Origin of the sequence: Bacillus sp. UNCCL81, assembly GCF_900112535.1 — a bacterium.
GTDB classification, from domain to species: domain Bacteria; phylum Bacillota; class Bacilli; order Bacillales; family Bacillaceae_G; genus Gottfriedia; species Gottfriedia luciferensis_B.
The window spans coordinates 462,519-484,499 of record NZ_FOMF01000004.1 but is presented as its reverse complement, the minus strand read 5'-3'; the positions used below and the strand labels follow the sequence as shown (position 1 = coordinate 484,499).

Genomic DNA, 21,981 nt, shown 5'->3' with positions numbered 1-21,981 from the left:
GAATTAATAGAGGCTTTATTCATCATGAAATTTATACTAGATATGTTATTCTAGTATAAATAAAAGAGTGGAGTGATATAAATGAACGAAAAAGAATTTTGGAGCTTAATATCCAAAATGCATATTGTTGAAGAACCTTATGAATGGGTAATAAATCATTTAGCTAAACAATCAGAGGAAGAGATAGCTAGTTTTGAAATACATTTTGAAACTTATTTTTCCAAAGCGTATGCCGCAAATCTTTTAGGAGCTGCATGGATCATCATGGATGGCTGTTCTGAGGATTCGTTTGCACATTTTAGAGCTTGGTTAATCGGACAAGGAGAACAAGTTTACAAGAAAACGTTAGATGACCCAGATTATTTAGCTGAATACATTTTTCCTATTTATGAAGAAGAAGGACTTACGCCAGAATTGGAAGATATGTTAGATCTAGCTTTACAAGCGTATACAATCAAGCGTAAAGGCGATGATGATTGGAATGATCAATTGTGGAATGAGTTTAATTCCCTTATTGAAAGCAAAGGCTATGACTATCCTCAACAACAATTAACGATCGATTGGAAGTCAAAAGACGAACTAAAAGCTAAGTTTCCAAAGCTATGGAAAAGATTTGGCAATAAACCGTTAGGGTACTAAACCTAAAAACAGATTCATCCATACATGTATCTTTAATATTTTAAATAATTTTAATTCATGATACACTTTTTCATAACTAGTTTGTGCAGGAAATAACAAATGTTAGGGGAGAGTAACATGGAAGACAATATTGTCTTTTTTCCTAAACTGAAGGATCGGATAATAAATTTAGGTAAAAAAGCATTAGAAGAAAAAGATTTTAGTAAAGCTTTAATGTTATGTAATCAATTAAAAGAAATAAATGAGCATAATTCACAAACAGAGCTTGCGGCAGTCGCGTGTCTTTTAGAAGGAAATCGGGCTAGGGAAGCTAAGGAAAGATGTGAGGATTTAGTTTTCGGGCCATTTGAGAGTGATGAAGCAATTGAAGTGTACATAAGCATTTTATTTCAATTAAAAGAATATGAAGAATTACAAAAAAATATAAAAAAATTACTCACTCAAAAACGGATTGATGAAAATCAGATGGATAAGTTTCAAGCGATGCTCTCATTATCAAAGAAAGTAATTTCAGATCGTGAAGGCATTAAGGGTGAAGTTCTTAATTTACATATGATCGTTGAAAATTCTGAACCGATTGATAAGCAACTTGAATTAATTAATGAATTAAGAAGTTTAGATTGTAATCTTGTCATCGATCAAATTAGCGAAATATTAAAAAGCACCAAAGCAAATCCGTTAATTCAAAGTTTTATTTTGTTTATTCTACAAGAACAATCAATCGATAAAGATTTTGAACTTAACAAAGTAAACCAAAGGATGATTTGGAATACATCTGTTTCAGTCGATGAACATAAAATCTTTGTAGATGCTATATTAAAAAAATTAAGTGATGTATTAGAAAGTGAAGACCCTTCTGCTTTCGAAATCGCAAAAACACACTTCCAACACTTTATAACAATTTACTTCCCGTTTATCCCAATACCAGCGGATATAAATACATGGGCAGCCTGTTTTTATTGCATCGTCCAACAATTTTTTGATCGCAGTGTAGATGAAGAGGAATTAAAAGACTTATTTAATGTAGAATATTTTCCTGTGAAAAGTGCAATTGCTTTAGTAAAACGGTTTGAAGATGAAGGATACTTTAACATAAAATGAGATGTTAGACTTCCCGCTAAACGCTCGCTTTCTTCATTGCTTCGCCTGCCTGCGCGGTGCTCATTACCGCTTTAGGGTTACTCCGCTCCTCACCAGGCTTCGCGTCTCGAAAGACAAGCGCTTGCAATCAGTCTGATAATCAAGTTTGTAGAAATTTTCTATACGCTAAAATTAATTTAAAATGAAATAGTTGGAAAAAACATAGATGTTCTATTTGAGTTTCTATGTTTTTTTTATGTAAAAAAAGTATTTTAATGAGATGGAAGTGGCGATAAAATCGAGTTGTAATTGGAGTGAATGCGACGAGGGGCTTAGGTCTCGGCTTACGGAAAGCAAGCAATAGTGAAAGGAAGTCATCGTTCTTATTTTTATTGGTACTAAACTGATTTAAAATTCGAAATTAAAAATCTCTAATATTTTCTCCTTATAAAAATAGGAAATATTGAAACAAAAAAGGAATGTGTTATAATAGAATGGTTGTAACGACTATTTACTTAATTATACATGCATTTTCTTTATTAAAAATGGACAGGCATGTATAGTACGAAAATACGTAAACACATATATTTTTTTAGATAATTTTGGAGGGAACTAACAATGACTGCTAAATGGGAAAAATTAGAAGCTAACGTTGGTCTATTAACTGTAGAAGTTGAAGCTTCTGAAGTAGATAAAGGTTTAGATGCAGCTTTCAAAAAAGTTGTTAAAACTATCAATGTACCGGGATTCCGTAAAGGTAAATTACCTCGCCCAATTTTCGAACAAAAATTTGGTATTGAAGCACTTTACAATGATGCTTTAGACGTAATTTTACCAGAAGCTTACAGCAAAGCTGTTGTAGAGGTTGGTATTGAGCCAGTTGACCGTCCAGAAGTTGACGTTGAGCAAATGGAAAAAGGTAAAACTTTAATCTTCAAAGCAAAAGTTACTGTAAAGCCAGAAGTAAAATTAGGCGAATACAAAGGCTTAGAAGTTGAAGAAATGGATGCAACTGTAACTGACGAAGACGTACAAGCTGAATTAACTACATTACAAGAGCGTCAAGCTGAGTTAGTAGTTAAAGAAGATGGTACTGTTGAAAACGGTAATACAGCTGTAATTGATTTCGAAGGTTTCGTTGATGGCGTAGCTTTCGAAGGTGGAAAAGGTGAAAACTATCCACTAGAAATCGGTTCAGGTTCTTTCATTCCTGGATTTGAAGAAGCTTTAATCGGTACTAAATCTGGTGTAGAAACTGATGTTAATGTAACATTCCCAGAAGAATACCACAGTGCTGAATTAGCAGGAAAAGCTGCTACTTTCAAAGTAACTGTTCATGAAATTAAAGCTAAAGAACTTCCTGAGTTAAACGACGAGTTTGCGAAAGACGTAAATGACGAAGTAGAAACTTTAGAAGATCTTAAAGCTAAAATCAAAAATGACTTAGTTGAATCTAAAAAATCTCAAGCTGAAGGTAGCTTACGTGATGCTTTAGTTCAAAAAGCAGCTGAAAATGCTGAAATTGAAATCCCAGACGTAATGTTCGAAAGCCAAGTTGACCGTATGGTTAAAGACTTTGAACAACGTATTGCACAACAAGGATTAAACTTAGAGCTTTACTACCAATTTACTGGTACTAAAGAAGAAGATCTTCGTGCTCAAATGCGTCAAGATGCTGAAGCTCGTGTAAGAATCGACTTAACAATCGATGCGATCATCGAAGCTGAAAAAATCGATGCAACTGAAGAAGAAATGAACGAAGAATTAACTCGTTTATCTGCAATGTACAACATTCCTTCTGAGCAATTAGTAACTATGCTAGGTGGAACTGACGCTGTACGTGATGATATTCAAATCCGTAAAGCTGTTGAATTATTAGTAGATAGCAGAAAAAAATAAGCGTTAAATAAACATATATTGACTTAAACAAGGCGCGAGATTTTTCGTGCCTTGTTTTTAAATAATGAAATATTTGGTAAAGTGAACTGATTCCTTTAAAATACACATATACATATGTTAGAATCTGTTATACAGATTTTAAAAAATTATTGTGGCTATACTAAAAATAATTCTTCAAAAGAAGGATTATTAGCTTAAGATTAGAATATATATATTCTAAAAATTTAAACAATTTTAGAGTAGTAATTAATTGCTTTGTTTATTTTGTATGCTATTATATAGCTACAAGATACATATTTTTGGGATTACATACATATTGAGTGTTTTTAGAAATTTTTAGAGGGAGTGAACATATGTTCAAATTTAACGAAGAAAAAGGACAGCTAAAATGTTCGTTCTGTGGAAAGTCACAGTCTCAGGTTAGAAAATTAGTTGCAGGACCTGGTGTATATATTTGTGACGAGTGTATTGAGCTTTGTACTGAAATAGTTCAAGAAGAGCTAGCAAAAGAAGAGGAAGTAGAGTTTAAAGACGTTCCGAAACCGAAAGAAATTTGCGAAATTCTTGATGAATACGTTATTGGTCAGGACAATGCGAAAAAAGCATTATCTGTTGCTGTATATAACCACTACAAACGTATTAATTCAAATAGCAAAATTGATGAGGTTGAGTTATCAAAAAGTAATATTGCAATGATTGGGCCAACTGGTAGTGGTAAAACATTATTAGCTCAAACTTTAGCACGAATTTTAAATGTACCATTTGCGATTGCAGATGCAACTTCATTAACTGAAGCTGGATATGTTGGGGAAGATGTTGAAAACATTCTTTTAAAATTAATCCAAGCAGCAGATTATGATGTAGAACGCGCTGAAAAAGGTATTATTTATATCGATGAAATTGATAAAGTTGCACGTAAGTCTGAAAACCCTTCAATTACACGTGATGTGTCAGGTGAAGGTGTTCAGCAAGCACTTTTAAAAATTCTTGAAGGAACTGTGGCAAGCGTACCTCCTCAAGGTGGTCGTAAGCATCCACATCAAGAATTCATTCAAATTGATACAACAAATATTTTATTTATTTGTGGTGGAGCATTTGATGGCATCGAACAAATTATCAAACGCCGTTTAGGTAAAAAGGTAATTGGTTTCAGTGGTGATTCTGAAAAGAGCGATTTAAACTCAAAAGAAATCTTAAACCATGTATTACCAGAAGACTTATTACGCTTTGGTTTAATTCCAGAGTTCATTGGTCGTTTACCTGTTTTAGCTAATTTAGAGCAACTTGATGAAGCATCATTAGTTGAAATTTTAACTAAACCAAAAAATGCTTTAATTAAGCAATATCAAAAATTACTAGAGCTTGACCAAGTTGAACTTGAGTTTGAGGATAACGCTTTAACTGAAATTGCTAAAAAAGCAATTGAGCGTAAAACTGGAGCTCGTGGACTACGTTCGATCATTGAAGGGCTTATGTTAGATATTATGTTTGAATTACCTTCACGTGAGGATATTCAAAAATGTATTATCTCAGCAGAAACCGTTAAAACTGGTGCAGCTCCTAAGCTTGTACTTGAAGATGGAACAGAATTAGAGTTAAAGAAAAAAGCAAATAAATTAGCTTAAGTACGGAACCAAATGCATTTGCATTTGGTTTTTTATTTTGACTTTTTTTAAGTGGTTTTTTATCTTTCTTTAAATACATAGGAACTTTACTCGGTAAACCTTGCCTTTAATTTTTAAAATTTGGTTTATCCTTCCATATAGAGGGCGATACTAAAATTAATTTCTACTTCAGTGGAGGGGTAAAGAATGAGTTTAACAACAATTATATTATTAGCTCAATTAGCATTAGGAACAATCGTTGCTTTGTATTTTATTCATTTATTAAAGGGTCAACGAACAACAAAAGTTTCGATTGACAGGGAATCTAAAAAAGAAATGGAGCAGTTACGTAAATTAAAGTCAATCTCTTTAACGGTTCCGTTAGCAGAGAGAGTTAGACCAACCACTTTTGATGATATAGTTGGCCAAGAGGATGGAATAAAAGCGTTAAAAGCTTCACTTTGCAGTGCTAATCCTCAACATGTAATTATTTATGGGCCGCCTGGTGTCGGAAAAACTGCAGCGGCTAGACTAGTATTAGAAGAAGCAAAAAAGAGCCCGAATACACCTTTTAAACAAGATGCAGTATTTATTGAATTAGACGCTACAACTGCCAGGTTTGATGAAAGAGGAATTGCGGATCCTTTAATCGGTTCCGTTCATGATCCAATCTATCAAGGTGCAGGTGCGATGGGGCAAGCAGGTGTTCCTCAACCTAAAAAAGGAGCAGTAACCGATGCGCATGGTGGGATTTTATTTATTGATGAAATTGGCGAACTTCATCCAATTCAAATGAATAAAATGCTGAAAGTACTTGAAGATCGTAAAGTTAAATTTGAGAGTGCTTATTACCAAGAAGAAAATCCTTCTATACCAGCACATATTCATGAAATTTTTAAACACGGTTTACCAGCAGATTTCAGATTAGTTGGTGCAACAACAAGATCACCAGAAGATATCCCACCGGCAATTCGTTCTCGTTGTTTAGAGATATTTTTTAGAGAATTAGAACAGGATGAAATTCAAGCAGTAGCTAAACGATCTGCTGAAAAAATAGAATTGAGCCTATCGGATAAAGCCTTAGAATTAGTAGGTACATATGCAAAAAATGGTCGTGAAGCGATTAACTTAATTCAGTTAGCTGGCGGTATGGTTTTAACTTCTGGTCGAAAAGAATTAATAGAAGATGATATTGGGTGGGTTGTTTCTGTAAGTCGTTTATCACCAAGACTTGTTAACAAAATTCCAGAAGCTCCAACTGTAGGATTGGTGAACGGTTTAGCCGTCTATGGAGCAAATATTGGAGCGTTATTACCGATTGAAGTAAGTGCAATGAAGGCAAAAGAAAGCGGTAAAGGATCAATTACAATTACTGGAATTGTTGAGGAAGAAAGCTTAGGTAATCAAGCTAAATCCATTCGTAGAAAAAGTATGGCAAAAGGCTCTTTAGAAAATGTTACAACAATCTTACGAAAAATTGGTGTACCAATCGATGACTTTACGATTCACATTAATTTTCCAAGTGGCGCATTAATTGACGGACCATCTGCAGGGATTGCCATGGTAGTTGGTATTTTTTCAGCAGTTAATAATGTTCCAGTATTAAATACAATCGCTATGACTGGTGAAATGAGCATTCAAGGTGATGTAAAACCAGTTGGCGGTGTACCAGAAAAAGTAAAAGCAGCTGTAAAAGCAGGGGCAACTAAAATTATTGTTCCGAAAGAAAACGATCAGGCTACATTACATCAATATAAAGATGTAGAAATATTAGTAGTAGATCGCATAGAAAAAGTTCTCCATGAGGTCTTTAAAGATAATTGGAAATTTGAACTACCAGCTCAAACAAAAACTGATTTCCAACAATTAACTTTGTTTGAAGAAAATCAATCGCAATCTATGTAGATAAAAATAAGTGTTCGAATCATTTCATTTTGAATAAATAAAGAATACAAACTATTTTTGCATTCTTTTTTCAATGAAGTGAGCGAACACTTTTTATTTTGTAGAAATACATTCTATATGATTTAATCTTATTACAAGTCTTACTTCTTATTTTTAGTTAAAATCAAGATTATCGAAAAAACTTATTATATATGTTATGTTCTAGTCAGTTTTTGATTGATTGTGCTGCTTCTTTATTTCTTTTAATGCATATCATTGTAAATGATATATATGTTAAGGTAAAATAACTAAATAGAATGAAAAACATGGAGGTGTAACGTAATGAATGTTACAAAAGAAAAAGTTGTACCCCTCCTACCTTTAAGAGGAATTAGTGTATTTCCTGCCACTATTGCACATCTAGATGTAGGAAGAACGAAATCGATAAAAGCTATACAAGAAGCTGATGAGTTAGATCAGTTAATTTTTGTTGTTACTCAAATAGATGCAGATACTGAAAATCCAAAGTTAGACGAATTGTACCATTTTGGGACTTTAGCTAAATTAACACAAAAAATTACACTTCCAAACGGCACTGTTCGTATTACTGTTGAAGGATTACACAGAGGAAAAATCAAATCAATTATTGATCAAAATGATTTCTTAACTGCAAAGGTAGAAGAATATCCAGATGTAGAAGATGAATCTAAAGAGCTACGTGCTTTAATGAGAACTTTATTGCAGCATTTTAAACAATACAGTAAATTGTCAAAGCGAATTTTGCCAGAGACAATTGCTTCAATCGTTAAGCAAGACCGCCCAGGTAAACTTGCAGATGCAATGATCGATTCAATTCCATTAAGAGAAGAAGAAAAACAAAAAATATTAGCAACAATTGATGTTACTGAACGAATACATATTATCTTAAATTTTCTTCAAGATGAAAAAGAATTATTAAAGCTTGAGGAAAAGATTGGTCTACAAGTTAAGAAAAATATTGATAAAACTCAAAAAGAATATTTCTTAAGAGAGCAATTAAAGGTTATTCAACGAGAACTAGGTGATCGTGAAGGTAAGACTGAAGAAGTTGATAAGTTTTTAACAAAAATTGAAGAGGCAAATATGCCTGAAGAAACAAAGGAAGTAGTACTAAAAGAGTTAGCTAGATATGAGAAACTACCTCCTAATGCTGCAGAAGCAGGTGTAGTTCGTACATATTTAGATTGGATGGTAGCTCTACCATGGTCTAAGCAAACTGAAGACACACTGGATATACACCGTTCCGAAAAGATACTGAATAATGAACACGAAGGTCTTGAAAAAGTAAAAGAAAGAATATTAGAATATCTAGCTGTTCAACAACTTACGAATTCATTACGTGGTCCAATTCTATGTTTAGCTGGTCCTCCTGGAGTTGGTAAAACTTCTTTAGCGAAATCAATCGCAAACGCTTTGTCTAGAAACTTTGTACGCGTTTCTCTAGGTGGCGTAAGAGATGAATCAGAAATAAGAGGACATAGAAGAACATACATCGGAGCTATGCCAGGTCGAATTATCCAAGGTATGAAGAAAGCAGGAACAAATAACCCTGTATTCTTACTTGATGAAATTGATAAAATGTCTAGCGATTTTAGAGGGGATCCAGCATCAGCAATGTTAGAAGTATTGGACCCAGAACAAAATCATACATTTAGTGATCATTACATCGAAGAACCATTTGATTTATCTCAAGTTTTATTTGTAGCAACTGCAAATGATTTATCAACTATACCAGGTCCATTACGTGATCGTATGGAGATTATTACTTTATCTGGATATACTGAACTTGAAAAAGTTAATATAGCTAAAAAACATTTATTCCCTAAAAAATTAGCAGAGCATGGCTTAAATAAATCTACTGTACAAATTCGTGAAAGTGCATTAAGTGCAATTATTCGTCATTATACACGTGAAGCAGGAGTAAGATCATTAGAGCGAATTCTAGCGACACTATGTAGAAAAGCTGCTAAGTTGATCGTTTCAAACGAAAGACAAAAAATAATATTTACCGATAAAAATATTGAAGAATTTTTAGGTAAGAAAACATTCTCTTATGGTCAAATGGAAAGTGAAGATCAAATAGGTGTAGCTACAGGTTTAGCTTATACTGCATTTGGTGGAGACACACTTTCTATTGAAGTATCACTATATCCTGGAAAGGGTAAGCTAACTTTAACTGGTAAGCTAGGGGATGTAATGAAGGAGTCAGCACAGGCTGCGTTCAGCTATATTCGCTCAAAAGCAGAAGAGCTGAATATTGACCAAAATTTCCACGAGAAGTATGATATTCATATTCATGTTCCAGAAGGTGCGGTTCCAAAAGATGGCCCTTCAGCAGGTATTACGATGGCAACAGCATTGATTTCAGCATTAACAAATAAACCAATCCGTAAAGAGGTTGGAATGACTGGTGAAATCACTTTACGTGGTCGCGTATTACCAATTGGTGGATTAAAAGAAAAAATGCTTAGTGCGCATCGTGCAGGTTTAACGACTGTTATCATACCTAAAGAAAACGAAAAAGATTTAGAAGATGTACCACCAATGGTGAAAGAAGGTTTAACTGTTATACCTGTTTCCCATTTAGATGAAGTGCTTGCGCATGCAATAGTAGGAGTGAAAAAATGAAAGTAACAACAGCGGATATTGTCATTAGTGCAGTCCGACCAAATCAATATCCAGATACACAATTTCCTGAAATCGCTTTGGCAGGTCGTTCAAATGTTGGGAAATCTTCATTTATTAATAAAATGTTAAATCGTAAAGCATTAGCCCGAACATCATCAAAACCTGGAAAAACGCAAACATTAAATTTCTTTCTAATTAATGAACAGCTTTTCTACGTTGACGTACCAGGTTATGGATATGCTAAAGTTTCCAAAAAGGAACGAGAAGCATGGGGGAAAATGATCGAAACATATATTACAACTCGTGAGCAATTAAGAGCTGTTATTTTATTAGTTGATCTACGTCATTCACCAACAGAAGATGATGTAATGATGTATGATTTCTTAAAGCATTACCAAATCCCAGTCATTATAGTAGCAACAAAAGCAGATAAAATTCCTAAAGGGAAATGGGATAAACATGCAAAAGTAGTTCGTGAAAAGTTACAGATTGAAGAAGGGGATGAATTAATTTTATTCTCATCTGAAACTGGTATGGGTAAAGAAAAAGCTTGGTCAGTAATTGATCGTATGTGTAAATAAAAAATGCTGGTGGCTAAAAGGCCACCAGCATTTTTTTTAGGTCTTCTTCCCTCAAACAACGATGATACTTGAAAAGGAATTACCGTAGCCTTCTGTCGTCAAGGGAGTCATTGTCCACCACAAACCATCAAATAAAGTTGGAAAGGTTTGTGGTTCTAAACTATGTATAGTTATTGAATCAAAAGAAACAATTAGAAAAGATAGAGTTAAAATTGAAACATAATTAAATGATACAATTTTCTATAGTGTTAGGAAGCCTCCATTTAAAACTGCTAGTTATGTATAAAAAAATATGTTTATTTTTTAGAAAATAGAAAATATAAACCGATAACAGCAATCAATATTGGCCAATAGTTCTGGAAATAAGAGACTTGTGATTGGATCGAACTAAGCATTGTTGCAAGCTTTTCATTAAAAAGGAAAAATAAAGACATAATAAATAATAGTAAACCAGGCAATAGCTCACCTTTTCCTTTTCGAGATTGTAGTAACATTCCGATTGAAATGATGAGTGTTAGAACGGACCAATGGCTTGGCCAATTTTTAAAATGTTCGATGGCATAAAAATGAATTCCAAATCCAAGCACGACAATTCCCGGGAATACATAATGAGTTTCTCTTCCTTTAAAGGCTTGAACGAGAAGTGCAATACCAGTTACCAAGATGGGAGTCGTCCAAAAGGTGAAAATATGTAAAGCTGGGACATGCCATTTTGAAATAAGATAATAAATGCCAAAGCCAATTAATAAGATTCCAATAAATAATCGATTTTTTTTCATAGCAACTCCTGTTTAACATTATTTGTAATCACTTTTATTTTAAAATTATTGTATAATAAAATTTGTGTACATTTAATAGTATAAGTCGGTTTAAAAATTCTACAAAATACTACATTTATGATAGCATATTGATGTAGAACATAGATATGATATTTTGCAAAGCAAAGATAGATATAAAACACAAGTTTGTACAAAGTTTTTTAGGGGGGCTTTAGGGCATGCACATCATTACAATAGGGATTAATTATAAAACTGCCCCAGTTGAAGTGCGAGAAAGGGTAGCGTTTGCTCCAAATGAACTACAGGACGCAATGAACTCATTAAAAAAAGAAAAAAGCATTTTGGAAAACATTATTGTTTCTACTTGTAATCGTACGGAGATTTATGCAGTTGTCGATCAAGTTCATACTGGTCAATATTATATGAAACGCTTTTTATTACAACGTTTTGACTTGAAAGACGAGGAATTATCACCATATTTAATCATTAAAACTGGGAATGATGCAATCAACCATTTATTCACTGTAGCTAGTGGTTTAGATTCAATGGTAATTGGTGAGACTCAGATTCTTGGACAAGTAAAAGATAGTTATTTACTTGCTCAAGAGAATAATGTAATTGGTACGATTTTTAATCAATTATTTAAGCAAGCAATTACATTTGCAAAAAAAGTTCACTCAGAAACTGGAATCGGTGAAAATGCTGTTTCTGTAAGTTATGCTGCTGTAGAGCTATCAAAAAAGATTTTTAGCAATTTAAAAGGCTGCAAAGTACTGATTGTTGGAGCAGGGAAAATGAGTAACTTAGCTTTACAAAACTTGTATTCACAAGGCGTTGGAAAAGTTACAGTTATTAACCGAACAGTTGAAAATGCTGTTAGACTTGCAGACCAATTTAATGGAATCGGAAAAGGGTTAGAATCACTTGAAAATGCTTTGAAAGAAGCAGATATCGTTATTAGTTCAACTGGATCAAAAGAATACGTTATTACGGAAAAAATGATTCGTCGAATTGAAAAATCAAGAAAAGGTAACCCATTATTCTTAGTTGATATCGCTGTTCCAAGAGATATTGAACCATCTATTCATCATATTGATAGTGCTTTCTTGTATGATATTGATGATCTTCAAGGAATTGTTGCTGAGAATTTAGCAGAACGTGAACGTGAGGCAGTAAAAATTAAGAAGGCAATAACAGAAGAAATTGATATTTTCCAATCTTGGTTATCAATGCTAGGTGTTGTTCCAGTAATCTCTGCATTACGTGAAAAAGCGTTAGATATTCAAGCAGATACAATGAGTAGTCTAGAAAGAAAACTCCCTCATTTATCTGAAAGAGATTTAAAAATTATCCAAAAGCACACAAAAAGTATCGTAAACCAACTTTTACGAGATCCAATTATGAAAGCAAAAGAAATGGGTACATCTAAACACTCAGAAGCACAAATTGCCCTTTTTAAAGAAATATTTAGTCTAGATGAAATTTTACAAGAACCTAAAGATGAAAAACTCATGCAAACTAATCAAGAAAAAGAGACTATTTCTTTAAAACAAAACTTAGGTTTTTTATGAGGTTTAGCTAGTGGCGCTTTTGGAAAGTAGTTTTATCTATCACTTATTAATCTTATTGTTTGCATGGAGTATCGTTTTTTCTTTTATAGATTTTATAGATACAAATAGGATGGCAAGTCGGGTAGCATTTTATTTGCTAGCAATTGTTTGGGTGTTTTCTTCTGTTTTAATGATTTACACCATTAGCCAATACAGTTTATATTCCTTTATTACTTCCAGAGAAGGGCTATATATTTATGTATGGATTATTATATCGCTATCATTGTTTATTAATTGGGTAGTAAAACTAGAGTACTTAGTTTTCTTTACAAATGTTGTTTCATTTTTAGTATTTTCATTATCAATTTTAATTCCGAAGGCGGGTAAAACAGCAACATTAGTCGATCAGTTAAAATCGGAATTATTATATATCCATATTGGACTTGCTTTCTTAGCATACGGTGCATTTACCCTGTCCTTTATTTTTTCGGTTATGTACATTTTTCAATATGTTTTATTAAAAAAGAAGAAATGGTCTACTCATTTAAAGAAATTGGGGAGTTTAGGTAAGTTGGAAAAAATGTTTATTACATTTAACTTATTTGGGGTTCCACTAATGCTAACTTCCCTTATTTTAGGTGTAATTTGGGCAAGTATTCGATTACACACATTTGTTTGGTATGATATGAAAGTAATAGGCTCATTTTTCGTTTTAATCATGTATAGTACATTTATGTATTTAAAGGTAAGCAACCGTTTCTATGGCAAATCTCTTTGCATATTTAACATCTGTTGCTTCTTAGTTTTGTTCGGAAATTATGTTGTTTCAAATCTATATTCAAAGTTTCATTTATGGAGTACGTAAGGAGATGTAACAATGCGTAAAATTATAGTTGGTACAAGAAGAAGTAAACTAGCACTAACACAAACTAAATGGTTTGTAGAAAAATTAAAAGAAGTAGCACCCGATTATAAATTTGAGTTAAAGGAAATCGTTACAAAAGGTGATGTAATACTTGATGTAACGCTTTCAAAAGTTGGAGGAAAAGGTTTATTCGTTAAAGAAATTGAACATGCGATGTTAACGAGTGAAATAGATTTAGCTGTACATAGTATGAAGGATATGCCAGCTATTTTACCTGAAGGTTTAATGATTGGATGTACTCCAAAACGCGTTGATCCTAGAGATGCACTACTTTCAAATAGTGGAAAAGGATTAATGGAACTTGAAGAAGGATCAATTGTCGGTACAAGTAGTTTAAGAAGAAGTGCTCAAATTAAAGCAGTTCGTCCAGATCTACAAATCAAATGGATTCGTGGAAATATCGATACACGTATTCAAAAGCTTAAGGATAATGAATACGATGCAATTATTCTAGCAGCAGCTGGTTTAACTAGAATGGGTTGGGCTGAAGAAAGTATTACTGAATACATTGACGAAACAATCTGTGTCCCAGCAGTAGGTCAAGGTTCGCTTGCTATCGAATGTCGTGAAAATGATACTGAAATCCGTGAATTACTAAATAGACTGAATGATGAATTAACATATACAACAGTAGAAACTGAACGTGTATTTCTTCATAAAATGGAAGGTGGTTGCCAAGTTCCGATTGCTGGATTTGCAACGATCGACGACAAAGATGAAATCTCGTTAACTGCATTAGTAGCTAAACCAGATGGAACAATCATCTTAAAAGAAACTGTTAAAGGTACTGATCCAACTGAAATTGGAGAAAAAGCTGCAAATCTATTAATTGAACGTGGAGCAAAGGATATTATTGATTCTGTAAAAGAGGCAGCGGATGAATAATTCCTTAAATGGAATGAAAATATTAGTGACAAGGGCAGAGCAACAAGCTGATGAATTCAATCAATTAATTCATCAGTTTGGTGGATGTCCTATTAATCTTCCACTTCAAAAAATAGTTAAAAGTGATATTTCAATTCATGAATTGGAAAAATTAGTTCTTGATTCAGAATGGATTTTATTCACAAGTGTTAATTCAGTAAATTATTTTGTGCAAAAGATTACAAAGGATCTTAAACAAAAAATTCTTCAAAAAAAAATTGGTGCTGTTGGAGAAAAAACAAAGAATCGATTAGTTGAAGAAGGATTTGAAGTAACTTTCATTCCAAGTCAATTTACTGGTAAAACATTTGCTTCTGAGTTAAGTTACATAGTAGAAAAAGGAACAAAATTTTTATTTTTACGTGGCTCTTTAGCGAGTGATAATGTAACAAAAATATTAGGTGATAATGGTCATATCGTTAACTCATTAACTGTTTATGAGACCATTGCAAATCTAGGAATTAAAAATGAACTGTTAAATTTATTAATAAATAAAAAACTGGATGTGATTACATTTTTGAATCCATTTAGTGTAGAACAGTTTTGTTTTTTGATTGGAAATACAATTAGTATGGAAGATTTAAAAAACATTCAGATTGCTTGTATCGGTGAAGTAACCGCACAAAAAGCTAGAGAAAAAGGTTTGAATAATATTATTGTTCCTAGTAAATTTACAACAGAGGCTTTAATTAAAAAAATAGTAGATGATATTGATTAATCAGATCGTCTTTAAAAAGAAGGAGAAAAAAATGACTTATTCTATTCCGTTTGATCGTCACCGTCGTTTAAGAAGTACACAAGCATTACGCTCTATGGTTAGAGAGACTCATTTACATAAAGAAGATTTTATTTATCCTCTTTTTGTTGTTGAAGGACAAGGCGTAAAGAACCCTATTAGTTCAATGCCGGGTGTATTTCAATTTTCGTTAGATGAATTAAAAAAAGAAATGGATGAAATTGTATCATTAGGTATAAAATCTGTCATATTCTTTGGTATTCCTGATGTAAAAGACGCAGTAGGTTCTGAAGCTTACTGTGCAACTGGAATCGTTCAACGTGCGATTTCACAAACGAAAGAACAATATCCTGAAATGGTTGTTATTGCAGATACATGTTTATGTGAGTATACAGATCATGGACATTGTGGAGTTTTAGAAGATGGGTATGTTAATAATGATGAATCGTTAATACTATTAGCAAAAACAGCAGTAAGTCAAGCACAGGCTGGTGCAGATATTATTGCTCCTTCAAATATGATGGATGGATTCGTAGCAACAATTCGCCATGCTTTAGATGAAGCTGGATTTGATAATATTCCAATTATGTCATATGCAGTAAAATATGCTTCAGCATTTTATGGACCATTCCGCGAGGCAGCTCAAAGCGCTCCAGGACAAGGTGATCGTAAGGCATATCAAATGGACCCTGCAAATCGTTTAGAAGCGTTCCGTGAAGCAGAATCAGATACAGTTGAGGGTGCGGATTTCTTAATCATTAAACCAGCTCTTTCGTATTTAGATATCATTCGTGATATCAGAAATAACTATCACCAACCAATCGTAGCCTATAATGTTAGTGGAGAATATGCAATGGTTAAAGCTGCTGCTTTGAACGGTTGGATTGAAGAAGAAAATGTTGTAATGGAAAAATTAATTAGTATGAAACGTGCTGGTGCAGATATGATTATGACTTATCATGCTAAAGATGCTTGCAGATGGTTATCAGAAGGGAAGTAATAATAAATGAGATCATATAACAAGTCAATTGAAGCTTTTGAAGAGGCAAAACAAGTACTTCCTGGTGGAGTAAATAGTCCGGTACGTGCATTTAAAAGTGTTAATATGTCACCAATTTTTATGAGTCATGGAAAAGGTTCTAAAATATATGATATAGACGGAAATGAGTATATTGATTATGTATTATCTTGGGGACCTCTAATTTTAGGACATTCAAATGAGCGTGTAGTTGAAGGCTTAAAGCGAACTGCAGAAACCGGAACTAGCTTTGGGGCACCAACATTAAAAGAAACAGAATTAGCTAAACTTGTTATCGAAAGAGTGCCTTCGATTGAAGTTGTACGAATGGTTAACTCAGGAACAGAAGCGACAATGAGTGCTTTACGTCTTGCTCGTGGATTTACTGGTCGAAACAAAATCTTAAAATTTGAAGGTTGCTACCACGGACATGGTGATTCTTTATTAATTAAAGCAGGTTCTGGTGTAGCTACACTTGGATTACCTGATAGCCCTGGTGTACCTGAAGGTGTTGCATCAAATACAATCACTGTTCCTTATAATGATTTAGAAAGTATAAGATATGCTTTTGAACAATATGGAGATGACCTAGCAGCGGTTATTGTTGAGCCGGTTGCAGGTAATATGGGTGTTGTTCCGCCAGTTGAAGGTTTCTTAGAAGGCTTAAGAGAAATTACGACTCAATATGGTACATTATTGATTTTTGATGAAGTTATGACTGGCTTCCGTGTAGGATATAATTGTGCTCAAGGTCATTTTGGTGTAACACCTGATATCACTTGCTTAGGAAAAGTGATCGGTGGAGGTTTACCAGTAGGTGCATATGGTGGTAAAGCTGAAATCATGAATCAAATTGCTCCAAGTGGCCCAATTTATCAAGCTGGAACTCTTTCAGGAAATCCTTTAGCGATGACAGCTGGTTATGAAACATTAAGTCAGCTATCTAAAGAAGATTATGTAGAATTTAACCGTAAAGCTGATATGCTAGAAGCTGGTTATAAAACTGCAGCTGAAAAATACAATATTCCACATTGTATTAATCGTGCAGGTTCAATGGTTGGTTTCTTCTTCACAAACGAAAAAGTTGAAAATTACGAAACAGCAAAAACTTCTAATTTAGAAATGTTTGCTAAATACTATCAACTAATGGCTGAACAAGGTGTCTTCTTACCACCATCACAATTTGAAGGTCTATTCCTATCAACTTCACATACAGACGAAGATATTCAAAAAACGATTGCAGCTGCTGAATACGCATTTTCGCAATTAGTTTAATTTAAAGTGGTGTCCTATTTTTAGGGCACCATTTTTTGTTATAGCAAATGAAGATGGTAAAGTTTCAGTAGAACTGATTGTACTAAAAAAATAGAGAAGTTCAATGAAAAACACCCTCAAGTTTCCTATTCTCCTAATTAGTAAATAATTTCAATGACATAGTTGCTCATTTTTACTTCAGTTTTTTCTGATACGATTCGTCCAGTGCTTCTAAAATACCACTTTTGATTTTACTTTTTCTATTCCCTTATTACTGTTTTTCTTAAATTCTATGATTATTAAACCTTTCTTAATATAAAATAACAATCTTTTCTTCATAAATTTTTCGTTTCTTTCATAAAAATGTAATGTCATAGACCAAATTGGACGATGAGAGGAGGACATTAAGGTGTCTTCAGAAAATCAAACAAATATTCGCTTTTCATTGAAAGAAACTGTCTGGTTCCAAAAAGGACAGGAAGTTAAAGAGGTAAGGTCACTCTCGTTAAATCCAGACATTACTATACAGCAATTTGAAGAATATGTTCAAGTGAAGGGTGTCTTAACCTTAGAAGGTAATTACACACCTGATTTATCAAATCAAGGTGATTATTACTCATTAAGAGAATTAGCACCTTCAAGAATGATTGAAAATGTAATCCCTCTTGAAGATGGTAGTTGTGAAATGAATCATCAGTTCCCTGTAGATATTTCAATACCATTAACTAGGATTACTGATCTTGAAAATCTATGTGTTTCAGTAGAGACATTTGATTATCAAATAGCTGAAAAAGGTAGTATTCAAATTGCTGCTGATTTATGCATTTCTGGTTTACATGACCATAATAGAGCAGTAGAAACTTATCAAGAACAAAGAGGCTATGAGCAATATAATAGCTACGCATACGAAAACGAATATCGCTCAAGTAATGAAGGAAATGAAGGATATGAGTATCAGCAGTATCAGGAAGAAAGAGAACAAGAAGAACAATTCCAGTTCTTTCATCAGCCAACTTCGGAACAGGAAACAAGTGCACAAGATAATCTTTACGGCAGTGATTGGATTCAATCCCTTGAAGAGAATGATGAGCAAGAAGAACAAGACACATATCCTGGGCAACCTACTTACTTAGAGGTTTTTCAGCCTGAAGAAGTAGTTGAAGATCGAGTCGAAGCAGTTGAAAATGAAGTGGAACATTATTTTGAGTTAGAGGAAAGCAATGAACAAAGTTATGAAGAGGAACAACAAGTAGAAGAACAATCTAATTTTGAAATTATGGCTCAGTCAGAGCAGTCAGAACAGTTAGAAGAACAATCAGAGGCTCAAGAGGAAGAAGAATATGAAGAAGTATTTAGAGGCTTTAATATATCAGCTGAAGCAATAGAGCCGCAAGCAATGGAACCGCAAGCAATGGAACCGCAAGCAATGGAACCGCAAGCAATGGAACCACAAGCAGTGGAACCACAAGCAATGGAACCACAAGCAATGGAACCACAAGCAGTGGATACAACCCCGAGCTTCTTAATGAATAATAATGATGCAGAAGCTAGTCAAAGTGAAAATGATACACAGGTATCTAACAATGTAAATAATACGTATAATGAACGACCAAGTTTCTTGAATAATGATTTTAATGTACACAGTTATTTAAACAATTCATTAAATAGTAGACCTAGCTTCTTAGATAATGATTTTAGCACTTTGCAAAATGCTACTAATGAAAACAATGCACAAAAAGAAATAGAAAAATATGAAGAACTATATAATCGAACTTTAGAGCAAAACTATCAACCATATGTTAACCAACAATATCAGCAAGCGCCATTTGCATATAATCAAAATCAAGAACAATTCTATCAAAATCCATTCCCTCAAGTAAATCAAGAAAATAATTTCGAAAGTCCAAATGATGCTCGTCAAACACCACCATATTATGCGGATTATTACCAAGCACAAGTGGAGCAGCAAGAAGCACCACCACCACCTGAATTACCAATAGTTGAAATAAAAGCTGATCCAGTTGGTAAAAAGGAAGTAAAAGAAGAAGTAAGCGAAGCAAGAAGCGTTAAAAGTGACAATCTACTTTCAAGTTTGTTTACTGGCGAAGGAAGAGAAGATTCTTATACTAAATTAAAATTATATTTAGCTCAAAATGGAGATACAATTGAATCTGTAGCTAAAAAATATAATCTACAAACTCAGCAGTTGAATCGGGTTAATAACTTGAATGATGAATTTTTATCAGAAGGGCAAATCATTTATATTCCTGTAACTGCTATAAAACAATAACAATATGGTGAGAGCTTTGTATTAGTTAAGACACTTGTCTACTAATACAAGGCTTTTACGCATTTAGAAAGTGAGAGTGACGCATCTTGTATAGAAAACCTAAAGATGAAATAAGCGTCATTTTAGCCCAGTATCATATTGTACCAAATTATTTTGAAACTGTTGGTAAGGTAGTTAAAATCTATACGAATCAAGGTGTATTCGCACTAAAAGAGGCAAACGTAAATCGAGTTTATAGAAATAATTTGATTGAAAATGTGCGTTCTTTACAAGATAAAGGCTTTCGAAATGTTGTACCAATCTATCATACCCAGAGTGGAGATTATATTGTTGAATTTAATACGAAGCATTACTATTTAATGCCGTGGATTGAAAGTGTTGATGAAAAGTCAGATGAGAATTTACATTTTCAACGAATGTTTACTTCACTAGGTAAGATGCACAACAGTACACAAAAAGAGAAAAAGGTAGATAAAGATCAATTACAAATCCATTATGATACGTTAACAAAAAGGTGGAGTAAAGATAAAGAAGTATTAGAAAATTTCATTGAAGTTGCAGAAGATAATTGGTATATGTCACCTTATGAACTAAGCTATTGTACTTATTTTCATAAAATATTAAGTGCACATCAATTTGCTAAGGGACAGTTAGATGAATGGTTTAAAAAAATGAAGGAAACTGAAAATACTAGAGTTGTCATGAACCATGGAAATTTATCTATTTCCCACTTTCTTGTAAATAAAAGAGGTGAAGGAGTCTTTATCAATCTAGAAAATGCACAAGAAACTACACCAATTCAAGATTTAACGAATTATTATAAGAATTCTTTTAAAACATATCCTATTCAGCAATCTGATCGTAATACTTGGCTTAAAATGTATGAAAAGAATTTTTCATTAAGAGAAGAGGAAAGAATGTTATTTTTAAGTTATATGGCATATCCAACTCAGTTTTCTTCCAAAATTTCTAAATATTTAAAGCGATCTGGGGTTAATAATGAAAAAGACAATGTAAGAGATTTATTAAATGCATACTGGCATATGATTAATATTGAATATTTTGTCTCTAAAATACAAGAGGATATTGAAGCAGAGAAATCTATAGATGGTTTATGAGTTCAAACTGATAATTAAAAGAAAATATAAAAACATCTATCCAATAAAAGTATCACTGCAATGGATAGATGTTTTTTTGTTTATTATTTTACATGACGTTTAATTGCATTTACTACACTTTTACGTACAAAATCCTTGTCCGTAATATGATCCTTTGAAAAAGAGATTCGAACATTATTTTCATCTGTTCCAAATAACTTTGAAAACTTACTAGTTGTTTCTTTTTGATTTTGATTAAGTTGAAGGATTAAGTCGACTGTTTTGTCAAAGCTTAAATAGTTCACTTCAACCTCTTCTAATTTACCACGGAATTCGCCATTCATTGGGTAAAATTCAAATTCTTGAATGATCTTTCCATATTTCTTTTTGTTTTCACTATCTCTTAATACAAATCCTTCTTCTTGAAGTGCCTGGATAACTGTTTTTAAGCCTACTGAAGGAACAACCTGAACGCCATCAGCATCATATTGGTCAACAGCTTTTTCTATTTCTAAATGAGTTTTAATCCAAATATGGGATTTGTGAAGTGATACTGGTGTATTTTCAGATAAAGTGAAAAAGAAAGGAATAACAACTTCTTCATTTGCATTTATTATACGATCAACTGATACGATAAATTTTTGTAAAGTACCATTCTTGTTAATAATTTTATCATTTGATTCAACTTGATATTCAGTCATTACATGTAAAAAGACGGAATCTAGCTCTTGTTTAACTCGACCACCTTTTATATATAATTCACCTTTTACTCGTTCACCAGCTTGATATTCTGTTTTTTCAAGCTTTGTATCAATTCTCGTTCCACCGATTCCGAGAACACGAGCTAATGTATTTTTAAATAAACCCATGAATATCCCCCTAAAAATTATATCTACATACTATATAATTATCGCATAATTAAATAAGTACTAGTATACCAGAATGTTAAATAATCATTACAATTATTTTTCGTATTTTTTTTATGTATTAAAAAATGTGGTACTATATTGACACTTATTGAATAATCTAGAAAGAAATTAGAAATAATGTTGAC

17 protein-coding genes are annotated in these 21,981 nt (G+C 33.0%); 15 read left to right on the top strand and 2 right to left on the bottom strand.

All coding sequences use genetic code 11. From position 1 onward, the window contains the following. Nucleotides 1–81: 81 nt before the first annotated feature. The 7 genes from BM319_RS11755 to yihA all read left to right on the top strand — a co-directional run bounded on the left by BM319_RS11755 (nucleotide 82) and on the right by yihA (nucleotide 10,354). Complete coding sequence (locus BM319_RS11755) at nucleotides 82–639, top strand: DUF4240 domain-containing protein (RefSeq protein WP_091022766.1); 558 nt, start codon at nucleotides 82–84, stop codon at nucleotides 637–639. A gap of 117 nt (nucleotides 640–756) precedes the next feature. After that, entirely contained in the window at nucleotides 757–1,740 is a 984-nt protein-coding gene (locus BM319_RS11750) for a hypothetical protein (RefSeq protein WP_091022764.1), read from the top strand. A gap of 597 nt (nucleotides 1,741–2,337) precedes the next feature. Then, nucleotides 2,338–3,618 (top strand): trigger factor, encoded by a 1,281-nt coding sequence (gene tig, locus BM319_RS11745; RefSeq protein ID WP_069035203.1) that lies wholly within the window; start codon nucleotides 2,338–2,340, stop codon nucleotides 3,616–3,618. 353 nt (nucleotides 3,619–3,971) lie between these two features. Then, nucleotides 3,972–5,243: an ATP-dependent protease ATP-binding subunit ClpX gene (clpX, locus tag BM319_RS11740; RefSeq protein ID WP_069035202.1), complete on the top strand. Its 1,272-nt coding sequence runs from the start codon at nucleotides 3,972–3,974 to the stop codon at nucleotides 5,241–5,243. A 186-nt stretch (nucleotides 5,244–5,429) separates the two neighbouring features. After that, nucleotides 5,430–7,127 (top strand): ATP-dependent protease LonB, encoded by a 1,698-nt coding sequence (gene lonB / locus BM319_RS11735; RefSeq protein ID WP_069035201.1) that lies wholly within the window; start codon nucleotides 5,430–5,432, stop codon nucleotides 7,125–7,127. A 321-nt stretch (nucleotides 7,128–7,448) separates the two neighbouring features. Then, entirely contained in the window at nucleotides 7,449–9,773 is a 2,325-nt protein-coding gene (gene lon / locus BM319_RS11730; RefSeq protein ID WP_091022762.1) for an endopeptidase La, read from the top strand. Next, nucleotides 9,770–10,354, top strand: coding sequence for a ribosome biogenesis GTP-binding protein YihA/YsxC (yihA, locus tag BM319_RS11725; protein WP_069035199.1), 585 nt, complete (start codon nucleotides 9,770–9,772; stop codon nucleotides 10,352–10,354). Before lon ends, yihA begins: the two co-directional genes overlap by 4 nt. Before the next feature lie 296 nt (nucleotides 10,355–10,650). Here the strand turns inward: yihA and BM319_RS11720 are convergent, their stop codons facing one another. Continuing rightward, nucleotides 10,651–11,133 (bottom strand): LiaF transmembrane domain-containing protein, encoded by a 483-nt coding sequence (locus BM319_RS11720; protein WP_069035198.1) that lies wholly within the window; start codon nucleotides 11,131–11,133, stop codon nucleotides 10,651–10,653. A gap of 218 nt (nucleotides 11,134–11,351) precedes the next feature. Between BM319_RS11720 and hemA the strand changes: the two genes are divergently transcribed. The 8 genes from hemA (at nucleotide 11,352) to ysxE (ending at nucleotide 20,948) form a co-directional block, all read left to right on the top strand. Continuing rightward, nucleotides 11,352–12,704, top strand: coding sequence for a glutamyl-tRNA reductase (hemA, locus tag BM319_RS11715; RefSeq protein WP_091022759.1), 1,353 nt, complete (start codon nucleotides 11,352–11,354; stop codon nucleotides 12,702–12,704). A gap of 10 nt (nucleotides 12,705–12,714) precedes the next feature. After that, entirely contained in the window at nucleotides 12,715–13,548 is an 834-nt protein-coding gene (gene ccsA, locus BM319_RS11710) for a cytochrome c biogenesis protein CcsA (RefSeq protein WP_069035196.1), read from the top strand. Between the two features lie 12 nt (nucleotides 13,549–13,560). Beyond that, nucleotides 13,561–14,493, top strand: a complete 933-nt coding sequence (hemC, locus tag BM319_RS11705; RefSeq protein WP_091022757.1) for a hydroxymethylbilane synthase — start codon at nucleotides 13,561–13,563, stop codon at nucleotides 14,491–14,493. Continuing rightward, nucleotides 14,486–15,250 carry a uroporphyrinogen-III synthase gene (locus tag BM319_RS11700; protein WP_069035194.1) on the top strand — a complete coding sequence of 255 codons (765 nt, stop codon included), beginning with the start codon at nucleotides 14,486–14,488 and terminating at the stop codon, nucleotides 15,248–15,250. The genes hemC and BM319_RS11700 overlap by 8 nt, the downstream gene beginning before the upstream one ends. 31 nt (nucleotides 15,251–15,281) lie before the next feature. Next, on the top strand, nucleotides 15,282–16,268 hold the full coding sequence (hemB, locus tag BM319_RS11695) for a porphobilinogen synthase (RefSeq protein WP_091022755.1): 987 nt from the start codon (nucleotides 15,282–15,284) through the stop codon (nucleotides 16,266–16,268). A 6-nt stretch (nucleotides 16,269–16,274) separates the two neighbouring features. Next, nucleotides 16,275–17,561, top strand: a complete 1,287-nt coding sequence (gene hemL / locus BM319_RS11690) for a glutamate-1-semialdehyde 2,1-aminomutase (protein WP_091022753.1) — start codon at nucleotides 16,275–16,277, stop codon at nucleotides 17,559–17,561. Between the two features lie 388 nt (nucleotides 17,562–17,949). Further along, complete coding sequence (locus BM319_RS11685) at nucleotides 17,950–19,830, top strand: LysM peptidoglycan-binding domain-containing protein (RefSeq protein WP_091022751.1); 1,881 nt, start codon at nucleotides 17,950–17,952, stop codon at nucleotides 19,828–19,830. Nucleotides 19,831–19,916: 86 nt separating this feature from the next. After that, entirely contained in the window at nucleotides 19,917–20,948 is a 1,032-nt protein-coding gene (gene ysxE, locus BM319_RS11680; RefSeq protein WP_175403532.1) for a spore coat protein YsxE, read from the top strand. Between the two features lie 83 nt (nucleotides 20,949–21,031). Here ysxE and BM319_RS11675 read toward each other — a convergent pair whose 3' ends face one another. Continuing rightward, nucleotides 21,032–21,796 (bottom strand): sporulation protein, encoded by a 765-nt coding sequence (locus BM319_RS11675; RefSeq protein WP_091022749.1) that lies wholly within the window; start codon nucleotides 21,794–21,796, stop codon nucleotides 21,032–21,034. Nucleotides 21,797–21,981 lie beyond the last annotated feature (185 nt).

Bases quoted from the DNA above. Each gene is read 5' to 3' on its own strand.
- BM319_RS11755 (WP_091022766.1), top strand. From the start codon at position 82: ATGAACGAAAAAGAATTTTGGAGCTTAATATCCAAAATGCATATTGTT.
- BM319_RS11750 (WP_091022764.1), top strand. From the start codon at position 757: ATGGAAGACAATATTGTCTTTTTTCCTAAACTGAAGGATCGGATAATA.
- tig (WP_069035203.1), top strand. From the start codon at position 2,338: ATGACTGCTAAATGGGAAAAATTAGAAGCTAACGTTGGTCTATTAACT.
- clpX (WP_069035202.1), top strand. From the start codon at position 3,972: ATGTTCAAATTTAACGAAGAAAAAGGACAGCTAAAATGTTCGTTCTGT.
- lonB (WP_069035201.1), top strand. From the start codon at position 5,430: ATGAGTTTAACAACAATTATATTATTAGCTCAATTAGCATTAGGAACA.
- lon (WP_091022762.1), top strand. From the start codon at position 7,449: ATGAATGTTACAAAAGAAAAAGTTGTACCCCTCCTACCTTTAAGAGGA.
- yihA (WP_069035199.1), top strand. From the start codon at position 9,770: ATGAAAGTAACAACAGCGGATATTGTCATTAGTGCAGTCCGACCAAAT.
- BM319_RS11720 (WP_069035198.1), bottom strand. From the start codon at position 11,133: ATGAAAAAAAATCGATTATTTATTGGAATCTTATTAATTGGCTTTGGC.
- hemA (WP_091022759.1), top strand. From the start codon at position 11,352: ATGCACATCATTACAATAGGGATTAATTATAAAACTGCCCCAGTTGAA.
- hemC (WP_091022757.1), top strand. From the start codon at position 13,561: ATGCGTAAAATTATAGTTGGTACAAGAAGAAGTAAACTAGCACTAACA.
- BM319_RS11700 (WP_069035194.1), top strand. From the start codon at position 14,486: ATGAATAATTCCTTAAATGGAATGAAAATATTAGTGACAAGGGCAGAG.
- hemB (WP_091022755.1), top strand. From the start codon at position 15,282: ATGACTTATTCTATTCCGTTTGATCGTCACCGTCGTTTAAGAAGTACA.
- hemL (WP_091022753.1), top strand. From the start codon at position 16,275: ATGAGATCATATAACAAGTCAATTGAAGCTTTTGAAGAGGCAAAACAA.
- BM319_RS11675 (WP_091022749.1), bottom strand. From the start codon at position 21,796: ATGGGTTTATTTAAAAATACATTAGCTCGTGTTCTCGGAATCGGTGGA.